Here is a 13,130-nt window from a genome sequence, read left to right as displayed (position 1 = left end):
ATTAATTCAATCTAAATATATCCGCGCATATATAGTGCTCGCTGCCGTAAAGCGCCTTCGCTTTTAGCCTATATTAAGGCCCATAGTTTTTATTTTAATAGGCACATAAATAACATTCACAAAACGATAATATCATCGTTTTAAATCTATTCGTGTCTAAATATATACGCGCATATATAGCCCGGGGCTACCCTCCTCTATTTTTTCCTTAAAATTAATTGCGAAATAAGCGTATCACCAAAAAAAATTCATCGCAACAGAAACGTTGCACAGGCCATTTAAACTAATTTTTGTCCTTTTAAACACTGTGATGCAAGCGTATTAAATTAAACATAATATACTATAAATCAATTAATTATGAACATTTTTCTTGATTGATCCGTTTAAATTACTGTAGATTTGTAATGCCAATTTTAAGCTACGCATAAACCTGCTTCATGTGAAACAGTAACGGTCGGGCGTATTTACCCTGACCAATGCTTTGATATTCTTAAGCAACAGTTAAATATTGTTACAAATATTGAATTGTTGCATAGGGGGCTTATGTGATATTTTTTTGAATATCAATCAACTAAATAAACAACTCAATGAAAATCAATTACCAATTAAAGCGGTTCGCAGTCCTCACCCTGCTCTCCACCGCTGCTTTTTACTCTTGTAAAAAGAATGTGAACAACAACGAAGCACCCAATCAAAAAACAATCGGCACCGTAGCACGGGCCGCTAACGAAGTAGTGAATGCCTGGGTTACCACAGCCGATCAGTCAAAGCTTTTACAGGCACAAGCCAGTTTCAATTTCGCTGCCGATGCCGGCACTAATGCAACAACCATTACAGTAGACGAAAACCAAACCTACCAGGGAATAGACGGTTTCGGCTTTACTTTAACCGGGGGCAGTGCCGGACTACTTAACGGCCTTGGCGCCAACCAAACCAATGTGCTTAACGAGCTTTTCGGCACGGCTAACGGCCAGATCGGGATCAGCTATATCCGGATCAGCATCGGTGCCTCCGATCTTAGCTCAAGCGATTTCACCTACAACCAAACGGCCGGCGATTTTAACATGAACAACTTCAGTATCAGCGCCGAAAACCAGGACCTGCTACCGATCCTGAAAAAGATCATAGCCATAAATCCGTCTATTAAAATTATAGCCACTCCATGGACAGCCCCTACCTGGATGAAGGTAAACACCACGGGCAATAACGGCTATACCGGCGGCAGCCTCAATACAGCAGCAGGTTATTATGACGCCTATGCCCGCTATTTTGTAAAATACCTGCAGGCCATGCAGGCACAGGGGATTACCATTGATGCCATTACCCCTCAAAATGAACCGCTTAACCCATACAACAACCCAAGTATGGTAATGCAGCCGGATGAGCAGGCCAATTTTATTAAAAACAACCTCGGCCCGCAAATCAGGGCGGCAGGCTTTCAAACCAAAATCATTGCCTATGACCACAATACCGACAGGATTGATTATCCCGAAACCGTGTTAGCTGATGGCGGCGCAAATCCTTATGTTGACGGTTCAGCTTTTCACCTGTATGCGGGCAATATCAGCGCCCTGACTGATGTACACAACTCCTATCCCAACAAAAACGTTTATTTCACCGAGCAATGGGTTGGCGCACCAAGCAATTTTGGCGGCGATTTGTCATGGCATATTAATACACTCATTATTGGCGCTACCCGCAACTGGAGCCGCAATGTTTTAGAGTGGAACCTGGCCTCCGACCCAAACAACAATCCGCATACACCGGGTGGTTGCAGTACCTGTTTGGGTGGTATCACTATTAGCGGTACTTCTATCACCCGTAATGTTGGTTATTACATTATTGGTCACGCATCGCGTTTTGTACGGCCCGGAGCTGTGCGGATTTCTTCCAATTTATCAGGCAGTATCCAAACCGTGGCCTTCAAAAATTCCGATGGCAGCAAGGTACTCATCGCGCTTAACAATGGTTCATCAAGCGTAAGCTTTAAAGTTAAATGGGGTGCGGAATCTTTTACTTACACTTTAGCCGCGGGCGCTGTAGCAACCTTTAAATGGACCGGCACCCAAAGTTCAGCATCAGGCCCGCCCATAGGTTCAATCATCACTTTTAAAGGCTTTAATAACCTGTACGTAAGCAGCGAAAACGGCACGCAGGCCATGAATTGCAACCGGTCTACCGCCTCAGCATGGGAACAATTTACAGTGGTTGATGCCGGTGGGGGCAAAATAGCCTTGATGGCCATGAATAAATACGTATCGTCAGAAAACGGTACACAGGCCATAACCTGCAACCGCACAACCTTTGGCGACTGGGAAAAATTTGACTGGATCCCCACAACCGATGGCAAGGTTACCCTCCGCGGCAATAACGGCAAATTTATATCCAGCGAGAACGGTACACAACCCATGACCTGTACCCGTGCAACAGCATCAGGTTGGGAAGCTTTTGGTGTAAACCAATAATTACTTACGAAACCAATCAATTATTTACCAATACTATCATTATGAAACAACTTTTAAATTTTGCGAAGAGTGCCGCTACTGCATCGGCATTAATGCTTTTAATTTCGTCCTGCAGCAAGGACCTGAACAAAACCTCACCTACCATTAAAACAGCCGATGAAACGGCAGGATCAACAACCACGCCAAGGGCAGGCACACTGGTATGGAGCGATGAGTTTAACGGCACCGGCGTTAACACCAACAACTGGAACATTGATAACGGCAACCCCAATGTCAATAACGAAAAAGAATATTACCAGTCGGCAAACGCCACGGTATCAGGCGGTTTCCTTACCATTACTGCCCGCAAGCAATCCGTTGGAGGCCAGCCCTATACATCAGCCAAATTGACTACAGCAGGCAAATTCCAGCCTACCTATGGTCGTATTGAGGCAAGTATTAAGCTGCCGGCGGTACAAGGTACATGGCCGGCATTTTGGATGCTGGGCGCAAACATCGGAACCGTAGGCTGGCCACAATGCGGCGAAATAGATATCATGGAGCAGGTAAACACCTCCAGTACTATTTTAGGCACTATGCACTGGTACAACAACGGCGGCCACGTACAATATGGAGGCAGCACTACCACCACGCCAACAGGTTTCCATACCTACGCGGTTGAGTGGGATACCAATTCTATCCGCTGGTATGTGGATAATACGCTGTATGTAACCGGTAATATTGCCAATAATATCAACAATACCGGCGCATTTCATAATCCGTTCTTTATTATCCTTAACCTCGCCATAGGCGGAGATTTGCCGGGTAATACCATCAATGATAGTGCATTGCCTTGCAACATGGTGGTTGATTATGTACGGGTTTATGACCTGTCGGGCAGCAGCACAAACCCTCCTATTGGTCAAACTATCACTTTAAAAGGTTTTAATAACCAATATGTTAGCAGCGAAAATGGCACACAACCCATGAATTGTAACCGCGCCACTGCATCAGCATGGGAGCAATTTACTGTAGTTGATGCCGGGGGCGGTAAGGTAGCTCTTCAGGCGATGGGTAAATACGTATCAAGCGAAAACGGTACACAAGCCATTACCTGTAACCGCACTACCATAGGCGATTGGGAAAAATTTGACTGGGTGCCTACCACCGATGGTAAAATTACTTTCAGGGGCAACAACGGCAAGTTTATTTCCAGCGAAAACGGCACACAGCCCATGACGTGTAACCGTGCAACAGCATCGGGCTGGGAGGCTTTCGGTGTAAATCAATAATTTAAAATGATATATTTAGCCTGCTCTTTTTAAAAGGGCAGGCTTACTTGCTATATAAACCTGCCATGAAAAAATTCACCGGCTTTTGCTTTCTGTGGTTAATAATAGGCTTGCATAAGTTATATGCTCAGTCGGCCGGGAGCAAATTGGAGTTTAATCTTACCGATGGCTATCAGCGCGAGAATTTTCACTGGTCGATAGCTGGCAATAGCAATGGTCAAAGCCCCAATGTTTTTTCAGAACTGAAATGGACAAAGCTGAGCGGGCAAAGTGTTGGAGCTTCATTACAATATAATGTATATCAACGATTTAACATTTATTCAGATTACGCCCGGCAATTTATCACCTCGGGTTCGGTAAATGATTCGGACTATAGCACTGATAACCGTACCGGTAATACCTATAATGAAACATTTGATGCTGGCAAAGGGAATACACAGAGCCTGGCGCTTGGTGTCGGGTACAAGCTAATTGATAATGAGCTATTTAGATTTAGTCCTTATGCAGGATACAGCTATAATCGGCAGTCCCTTTATTTATATGGTATCGGTAACCGCTTTCCGAACTTGAACAGCAGCTACCAAACTAAATGGAAAGGCGTATTCATTAAAGCCATTGCATCTTTAAAACTTACTGAAAAGCTGAAAGTTAATGCCGATATCACCTACAACCAGGTAGGTTATAATGCCTGGGGCAACTGGAACCTCATTACCACTTTTCAACACCCGGTTAGCTACCGGCACCATGCCAACGGGTATGGGTTAAATATGAACGGCTCATTGGCTTATTCAATCACAAATCACATAGCCATTCAGGCCGGTGGTGGATATCTGCACTGGCAAACAGGTAATGGTACCGATGAACTTTATCTCAATAGTGGCGAGGTGGATAAAACGCAGATGAACGGGGCGTACAGAAATGGCTTTAGGGCATTTGGGGGCTTGAAAATTTCTTTTTAATTATTTAAAAATCGTCGTCGTTCGGTGCTGAATTAATATAAATATCTATATTACAGTTAATTAAATGTTACATACAACTACCTCCCCCCGGTTTATATCGCCGGCGCGGCTATAGACCGCCGAAAAGGTTCCACGTGGCACATTGGTGCAATTACGGGCATAAATTAAATATTTATTTTGCTTTTGGTAAGGATGGTATTTATCATCTAAATGGCATAGGTGGTGGCGGCGGATGAACTAAACAAATGACATCCGCATCACGCTATCTCGATGACAATTTTAATTTAATTACCTTATTATCAATAACTTAATTATTATCCTTCTGCTTATCAGCAGCATCCTTAGCTGCTTTCTCCTTTTGCTTTTGGGCTTCTTTGGCTGCCTTTTCTTTATCTTCTTTAATCTGTTCCTGCGCTTTCTTAATACTGTCTTGTCTTTGCTGTTCGCGTTTCTTCTTCTTGTTAAAGAAACCTCTCAACAAAAAGTTATGCTGAGCTGCGGTAAGGTCCTCATTAAGCGTGTTGGTTGTAGTATGGACTGTTTTGATAGTAGTACGGGCCTGTTTAACAGTGCCTTCCAGGTCACGCGCCATTTTATCGCTGTTCAACAAACGGCCAATACTACCCTGTCCATTATTAATCTTGGCGACTATGCCGGTTAAATTTTCGGTTAACGATTCGGCATTATCGGCCACGCGGGTAAGTTTATTAATGATCTTGTCTACGTCAACCGGATTTATCGAACTTAAACGGCCGCCGTCTTCAATCTCCTCGTGGCTAACAATACCACCGGGTGCTATTACTACCAGCTTATCCCCCATCAAACCATCACTGCCTATGCTCAGCTTCGAATCTTTTTTTATAAACTTTTTAACGCTTTTATTCAGTGTAAGGTCAACCCGTACCGAGCTATCGGTTACTATATTAATAGATTGTACCACTCCCACATTAATACCCGCAAAGCGTACATTATTACCCACCTGCAGGCCACTTACGTTTTTAAACCGGCCATAAACATGAAAGGTAGAATTGAACAGGCTTTTTTGGTTACCTATTAAAAAAATAGCTACCAACAGCACTGCCAATCCTAAAAAGGTGAACAGGCCTATTTTTATTTTTTGAGATGATGTGGTTTTCATGCTGATACGTTAAAAAATGATCTGACCATTTCGTTGTCTGATTTTTCGAGCTCTTTGTACGAGCCCTCGGCTATATATTTACCATCATCCATTACCAGGATCCGGTCGGCCGTAATGCGGGCGCATTCCATATCGTGGGTAATAATGACAGATGAAATTTCATATTTCCGTTGCAGCCGGTTAATCAGTTCACTGATCTCGCGTGATGTAATGGGGTCAAGCCCCGTAGTAGGCTCATCGTACAACATAATTTCGGGGTTAACAATCAGGGTACGGGCAAGGCCTACCCTTTTCCGCATCCCTCCTGATAAATCGGACGGCATTTTATCTATCGCATCTAACAAACCAACAGCGTCCAATACACCTTCAACCTTTTTATTAATTTCTTTCTGGTCTTTTAGCTTCAACACCCTGGTAAGCGGAAACTCCAGGTTATCCCTAACCGTCATGGAATCATACAAGGCACCGCCCTGAAAAAGGAAGCCTATCTTTATCCTAAGCTGTTTAAGCTCATCATCGTCCATCGTGGTAATATCTTCACCAAATACTTCCAGGCTGCCGCCATCGGGCTGTAACATACCCACAACGCACTGAATAGTAACCGATTTTCCCTGTCCTGATTTCCCCAGTACAACGATATTTTCACCCTTTTTTAAGTCAAAACTGATATCCTTAAGCACCTGCTTTTTGCCAAAGGATTTTTTGATCCCCTTAGCGCGGATCACCACTTCTTTTTTTTGAGGGGATAGTTCCTTTTCGGCTTCATTATGTTGGTTTGTTTCTTTCATCTCATTTATAAAATAACAAACTGGTGATCTGAACGGCTATAGCATCAATAATAAAAATCCACAACGAAGCAGTTACCACGGCCGAGTTTGCAGCTATGCCTACACTTTCAGTGCCTTTATCAGAGTGATAACCTTTATAACATCCCACAAAACCAACCGCAAACCCAAAAAGCACCGTTTTGGCAACTGCAGGCAGCAGATCCGAAAAATCGAGCGAGGCTATACATTTATTGAAATAGAGGGAAAAACTAATGCTATCGGTGAAGTTAAGCGCCAGGAAACCACCAAAAAGCCCAATGGCGTCGCCTATAACGGTTAATAGTGGAATCATAAAGCTGGTTGCCAGTATGCGCGTTACTACCAGATATTGGACGGGGTTTGCGCCCGATACTTCCATGGCATCAATCTGTTCGGTAACTTTCATACTGCCCAGCTCGGCCCCAATACTCGATGCTATTTTGCCGGCACAGATAATAGCCGTAATAACAGGCCCAATTTCGCGTACAAGGGCTACCGACAATGTTTTAGGCAACATGCTTTCGGCGCCAAGATCTACCAGCGACGGTCTGAGCTGCAAAATAAGCACCAGACCCATAATAAAGGAGGTGATACCCACCAGCATCATAGACCGGTAGCCTATTTCGTAGCATTGCCTTACAAATTCCGACCATTCAAAGCCGCCGGTAAATATATTGCGGAAAAAGCGTGTGAAGAACAATACATAGTCGCCCATGCCTTCCAGCCATTTCCTCCATCCGCTTAGTTCCTGCTGTGCTTCCATCAGTGAATCTTAAATTATAGTAAACAACAACAAAGCAACGCTCAATTGTTTTTGAACTTTCAATAATATTCACTTCATGGATTCAGGCTAAATACTGATTATGACATCGGTACATCAATGACCAGGAAACGGGAGGGCTCTTCGGTTATAATTGTAAGTGAACTTGTATCATAAACGCCCAGCGCATCTTTTTTGTTTAAAACCTGGCTGTTTATTTTAGCCGCCCCATCCAACACAAAAACGTAAGCGCCATTGCCTTTTGTTTTAATATCATAATTTATTGTTTGCCCTGCCTCAAACTCGCCCATCGAAAATGTGGCATCCTGGTTTATCCAAAGGGTGTCTTCACTTTTATGCGGCGAGATCAGCGTAGTGAGCTCATTCAATTTAAAACGGTCTTTAAAACTCATCTGATCGTAACGGGGCTGGATATTTCTTTCTTTAGGAAAAAGCCAGATCTGCAGCGTATTTGCCGCTTCTTTATGCGATGCATTATACTCTGAATGATATACACCGGTACCGGCTGACATTACCTGCACCTCTCCCGCATTCACTACCCCGGTATTACCCATACTATCTTTATGCTGTAACCCTCCTTTTAAAGGAATAGTGATAATTTCCATATTATCATGCGGATGGCTTCCAAAACCGCGGCCCGCAGCAATAATATCATCATTCAAAACGCGCAGCGCTCCGAAATTCATTTTTTCGGGATTATAATAAGATGCAAAACTGAAGGAAAAATTGGCCTTTAACCAGCCTATATCGTTATGTCCCCGTTCTGATTCTGGATAAAATATTGTTTTCATGTCACTATATAATTATATGTTTAAACACACAATATTTATTCCACAATTTAATTATGCGTAATTTTGCAAAAAATCAATAAGTAATGGCAAAAAAAGCTGTTATTGCAGGCTCAAGCGGACTTATTGGCAGTCATCTCCTGCAAATTTTATTGGAACAAGCCTATTATGATGAAGTATTGATCCTGGTAAGAAAAAAACTACCACTACAGCATCATAAATTAAAACAGCTTGTTATCGACTTTGAACAGCCCGAAACCTATAAAAACGAGCTGAACGGCCATGCTTTGTTCTGCTGTTTAGGATCAACTAAAAAGAAAACTCCTGATTTAGCTGTCTATCGTAAGATAGATCATGATTATCCGTTATTACTGGCACAATTGGCTAAGCAAAACGGGCTTGAACAATATCATTTGGTATCCTCCATTGGAGCCGATATAAATGGTGCTAATTTTTATACGAAAACTAAAGGAGAAACTGAAGCTGATATCACAGCTACGGGTATCCCCGCTATTCATATTTACAGGCCATCTTTTTTAGCCGGCGACAGGCAGGAAAGCCGACCAATGGAAAAGTTTTTAAACGGCTTAATGAAAGTTATAAATCCATTGCTTTTTGGAAGCTGGAAAAAATACCACAGCATTGATGCCTCAACCGTTGCCATGGCCATGTATCTACAATCAAAAAAACAAACGACTGGTGTATTTATATACGAGTCGGATAAAATAAAACAACTATCGTGAGTACTTATCTTTCTGCCGAGAACCTTGGCCATCAATTTCATGACAACTGGTTATTTAAAAATGTAACCATAGGTATTAACCGTGGCCGTAAGGTTGCGCTTGTAGGCGTTAATGGTGCCGGCAAATCTACCCTTCTAAAAATATTAGGAGGCACTATAAAGCCTACCGAAGGTAAAGTAGTGCAAGCCCGTGACCTTAATATGGGTTACCTGGAGCAGGACCCAAACTTTAAAAACGCGGTTACTATCAGCGATTATATATTTCATGCTGATGATGTACAGCAGCAGCTCATCCGCAGGTATGAGGAACTGATGGAGAACGATCCGGAAAATACCAAAGCCATTGAAAAGGTAATGGAAGAGATGAGCGAGGTTGATGCCTGGGAGTATGAGTACAAGATCAAAACTATTTTAGGCAGGTTAGATATACATCATCTCAATCAGCATATCACTACCCTATCGGGCGGGCAAAAGAAACGCTTAGCTTTAGCCAAGCTGCTTATTGAAGACCCAGAGGTTTATATACTGGATGAGCCTACCAACCACCTGGATATTGATACGATAGAATGGCTGGAGAAATTACTGACCGAAGGCAACAAAACCATATTGATGGTTACGCACGACAGGTATTTCCTGGATAACGTATGTAATGAGATATTAGAGATTGATAGGGGCAAAATTCAACCGTACAATGGCAGCTACGGCTATTATCTTGAAAAGAAAGCCGAGCGTGAAGCGGCAGACGAAGCAGCATTTCAAAGAAACTCCAACCTTTTGAGGAAGGAGCTGGAATGGATGCGCCGCCAGCCCCAGGCACGTGGTACTAAGTCTAAAGCACGTATTGATGCTTATTACGACCTGGAAGAAAAAACAAAGAAGGGCGGAATCCGTGACAAAGTCGAGCTGAGCGTTAAAACAGCGCGCCAGGGTAATAAGATCATGGAAATGGATCACCTGTATAAATCATTCAACGGTAACACTTATATCAATAATTTCAGTTATATATTTAAAAAAGGCGACAGAATTGGTTTGGCCGGGAAAAATGGCAGCGGTAAATCTACCCTGTTAAATATCATTACCGGTGCCTTACAACCAGATAAAGGAACTGTAGTTAAAGGAGAAACCACAGTAATAGGCTATTTCCACCAGGCAGGGATTACTTTTAAGGAAGATGAGCGTGTAATTGATATTGTAAAAAACGTAGCAGAATTTATTACCATGGCCGACGGTAAAACTATTTCGGCTTCCGCATTACTTACGTTGTTCCTCTTCCCTCCTGCCAAGCAGTATGGTTTTATATCCAAACTAAGCGGCGGTGAAAAGAAACGCCTGCAATTGATGAGCATCCTGATGAAGAACCCTAACTTCCTCATACTGGATGAGCCTACCAATGACCTGGATATCGATACCTTAAACGTATTGGAAGAATTTTTAACCAACTACGGAGGTGTATTGATGATGGTATCGCACGACAGGTATTTGTTAGATAAGCTAACCGACCAGCTTTTCATTATGGAAGAAAAGGGCCATGTACGCATCTTTAATGGTAATTATTCGTCATACAGGCTTGAACTGGAAGAAGCAAAACAACAAGCAAAAAAACCCGCTCCTGTTGCACAAACTCAAACTCCCGTAGCTAAAAAAAGTAAACTGAGCTTTAAAGAAACAAAGGAACTGGAGAGTATTGAAGGCGAAATCAACACTATTGAAGCAACAATCAAAGACAAAAACGAACAATTAAACGCTTCAGGCATCGATCCTAAAAAGCTTGATGATTTATTAAAGCAAATAGATATTTTAAATAAACAACTGGACGATAAAAGCGCCCGTTGGATGGAATTAACGGAGCTAAACGAAGGATAATGAAAGCATCGGATATTATAGCATCAATAGGTGTAATTATACTTTTAATAGCGTTTCTGTTAAATTTAACTAAGAAACTACCTACCGAAAGCAAGCTTTACAGCCTTTTAAACCTTATTGGCGCAGGCACCTGTTGCTATGCATCATACATAGTAAACTTCTACCCTTTCGTGGTATTAGAGGGCGTTTGGGGGTTTGTGGCTTTAATATCATTATTCAGAGTTCCACGTGGAACATCTGTTTAATTAAGGTAATTTTGTATCTAAGTCTAAAATTCTAAGCAGTAAGTTAAAAGCGCCAACGAGAAAATCGGCGAAAATAAAATTAAAGTTCCACGTGGAACAAATCTTGAATTGAAGAACCATTAAGTCAACATAATACTTAAAATCTGCGACTCAAGACTTACCAAAAGTGGAACAAGGAGGATAAAATGTTTAAGAAATATAATGTAATAGTAGTAGGTGCCGGGCACGCAGGCTGTGAAGCTGCCGCTGCCGCTGCTAATTTGGGTTCATCAGTTTTGCTGATAACCATGAATATGGGTACCATTGCACAGATGAGTTGTAACCCCGCCATGGGTGGTGTTGCTAAGGGACAAATAGTGCGGGAGATAGATGCTTTGGGTGGATATTCGGGCATTATAACTGATAAAACATCTATCCAGTTCAGGATGCTTAATCAATCAAAAGGCCCCGCAATGTGGAGCCCGCGTGCTCAAAGCGACCGTATGCGGTTTGCCGAAGAGTGGCGTTTATCATTAGAACGCACCCCTAATGTTGATTTTTGGCAGGACACCGTAACCTCTCTGCTTGTAAAAAACAATACCGTAGCAGGTGTTCGTACCTCTATCGGTATCGAAATTGAAGCGGATGCTGTTGTATTAACTAATGGAACCTTCCTGAATGGCGTGATCCATATAGGCGAAAAAAGATTTGGCGGAGGCCGTACAGGTGAAAAAGCTGCTACCGGTTTAACCGAGCAATTGGTTGAGTTGGGCTTTGAAGCAGGTAGAATGAAGACCGGTACCCCACCCCGCGTGGATGGCCGAAGCCTTAACTACAGCTTGATGGAAGAGCAGTGGGGCGACCCAGTAAGAGGCAAATTTTCCTTTACCGATGTACCTTGTATAGAAGAACAGCGCTGCTGCTGGATCACCTATACCAATACCGATGTACACGAAACGTTGAAAGAAGGCTTTGAAAGATCACCGATGTTTACCGGTCGGATCAAAGGTTTAGGTCCCCGTTATTGCCCTTCAATTGAAGATAAAATTAACAGGTTTGCCGAGCGAGATCGCCACCAGATTTTTGTTGAACCGGAAGGTTTAAATACTGTTGAGATCTACGTAAATGGTTTCTCCACCTCCTTGCCTGAGGATGTACAATACAAAGCACTCACCAAGATTCCGGGTTTTGAGAACGCTAAAATGTTCAGGCCGGGTTACGCCATTGAGTACGATTTCTTCCCTCCTACACAATTAGGTTTAACCTTAGAAACTAAACAGATCAGCAACCTTTACTTCGCCGGCCAGATCAACGGCACTACCGGTTACGAAGAAGCGGCGTCTCAAGGCTTCATTGCAGGCATCAACGCTCACCAAAAAATTAATGATAAACATGAATTGATCCTGAAAAGAGCAGAATCGTACATCGGTGTTTTAATAGATGACCTGGTAACTAAAGGTACCGAAGAACCTTACCGCATGTTTACATCAAGGGCAGAACATCGCCTGTTATTGCGCCAGGATAATGCAGATATCAGGCTCTCTCCTATGGGTCATGAATTAGGATTGATCAGCGACGAGCGTTTAGAAAAAGTAAATCAAAAGATAAAAAACTCTGATGATATTGTGGCTTATACCAAAAGCAAGTCCATCGATCCATCAACAGTTAATACCCTGATGGAAGAGTTGGGTACGAGTCCGCTTGCGCAAAGCACCAAACTATTCAATTTGCTGAGCCGCCCACAGGTAACCTTTAATGATCTTAAAAAAGCCGACGCCCCTTTAGCCGAGTTACTTTCGGCCTACGATAAAGAAACTATTGAGCAGGCTGAAATAAAAATCAAATATGAGAGTTATTTCATCAAGGAGATGGAGATAGTAGACCGGATGAAAAAAATGGAAGACCGCGAGATCAATCCAAATTTTGATTATCACACGTTGGTATCGCTCTCCAAAGAAGCACGCGAAAAATTGATGAGGATAAAACCACGCACTTTGGGCCAGGCTTCAAGAATTTCGGGCGTTTCACCCTCCGATATTTCAGTTTTGATGGTTCATGTATCGAGATAAAACGTAAATATCTGATAATTAATT

At 42.6% G+C, this 13,130-nt stretch carries 11 protein-coding genes; 7 read left to right on the top strand and 4 right to left on the bottom strand.

The window, feature by feature from the left end; genetic code table 11:
* The first annotated feature begins 587 nt into the window (after positions 1-587).
* From BLS28_RS26445 to BLS28_RS26435, 3 genes are all read left to right on the top strand, one after another.
* Positions 588-2,465, top strand: a complete 1,878-nt coding sequence (locus BLS28_RS26445; protein ID WP_091174850.1) for a glycoside hydrolase family 30 beta sandwich domain-containing protein — start codon at positions 588-590, stop codon at positions 2,463-2,465.
* Positions 2,466-2,506: 41 nt separating this feature from the next.
* Positions 2,507-3,736 (top strand): family 16 glycosylhydrolase, encoded by a 1,230-nt coding sequence (locus tag BLS28_RS26440; RefSeq protein WP_218134513.1) that lies wholly within the window; start codon positions 2,507-2,509, stop codon positions 3,734-3,736.
* 65 nt (positions 3,737-3,801) lie between these two features.
* A complete protein-coding gene (locus BLS28_RS26435) occupies positions 3,802-4,695 on the top strand; it encodes a hypothetical protein (RefSeq protein ID WP_091174847.1) in 894 nt (297 codons plus the stop codon).
* Positions 4,696-5,002: 307 nt separating this feature from the next.
* On the opposite strand, the gene BLS28_RS26430 is transcribed toward BLS28_RS26435, so the two are convergent.
* From BLS28_RS26430 to BLS28_RS26415, 4 genes are all read right to left on the bottom strand, one after another.
* Positions 5,003-5,833 carry an MlaD family protein gene (locus BLS28_RS26430; protein WP_091174844.1) on the bottom strand — a complete coding sequence of 277 codons (831 nt, stop codon included), beginning with the start codon at positions 5,831-5,833 and terminating at the stop codon, positions 5,003-5,005.
* Positions 5,830-6,621: an ABC transporter ATP-binding protein gene (locus BLS28_RS26425; RefSeq protein ID WP_091174841.1), complete on the bottom strand. Its 792-nt coding sequence runs from the start codon at positions 6,619-6,621 to the stop codon at positions 5,830-5,832. The genes BLS28_RS26430 and BLS28_RS26425 overlap by 4 nt, the downstream gene beginning before the upstream one ends.
* Before the next feature lies 1 nt (position 6,622).
* Entirely contained in the window at positions 6,623-7,402 is a 780-nt protein-coding gene (locus BLS28_RS26420) for an MlaE family ABC transporter permease (RefSeq protein WP_091174839.1), read from the bottom strand.
* A gap of 98 nt (positions 7,403-7,500) precedes the next feature.
* A complete protein-coding gene (locus tag BLS28_RS26415) occupies positions 7,501-8,211 on the bottom strand; it encodes a pirin family protein (protein ID WP_091174836.1) in 711 nt (236 codons plus the stop codon).
* An 83-nt stretch (positions 8,212-8,294) separates the two neighbouring features.
* On the opposite strand from BLS28_RS26415, the gene BLS28_RS26410 reads away from it, so the two are divergent.
* From BLS28_RS26410 to mnmG, 4 genes are all read left to right on the top strand, one after another.
* Positions 8,295-8,951 (top strand): oxidoreductase, encoded by a 657-nt coding sequence (locus BLS28_RS26410; protein ID WP_091174834.1) that lies wholly within the window; start codon positions 8,295-8,297, stop codon positions 8,949-8,951.
* Positions 8,948-10,813 (top strand): ABC-F family ATP-binding cassette domain-containing protein, encoded by a 1,866-nt coding sequence (locus BLS28_RS26405; RefSeq protein WP_091174832.1) that lies wholly within the window; start codon positions 8,948-8,950, stop codon positions 10,811-10,813. Before BLS28_RS26410 ends, BLS28_RS26405 begins: the two co-directional genes overlap by 4 nt.
* Entirely contained in the window at positions 10,813-11,058 is a 246-nt protein-coding gene (locus BLS28_RS26400; protein ID WP_208057695.1) for a CBU_0592 family membrane protein, read from the top strand. Before BLS28_RS26405 ends, BLS28_RS26400 begins: the two co-directional genes overlap by 1 nt.
* A 185-nt stretch (positions 11,059-11,243) precedes the next feature.
* Entirely contained in the window at positions 11,244-13,106 is a 1,863-nt protein-coding gene (mnmG, locus tag BLS28_RS26395) for a tRNA uridine-5-carboxymethylaminomethyl(34) synthesis enzyme MnmG (protein WP_091174830.1), read from the top strand.
* Positions 13,107-13,130: the final 24 nt, after the last annotated feature.

This window comes from Mucilaginibacter gossypii, assembly GCF_900100945.1.
GTDB classification, from domain to species: domain Bacteria; phylum Bacteroidota; class Bacteroidia; order Sphingobacteriales; family Sphingobacteriaceae; genus Mucilaginibacter; species Mucilaginibacter gossypii.
This window is presented reverse-complemented; position numbering and strand designations above follow the sequence as displayed.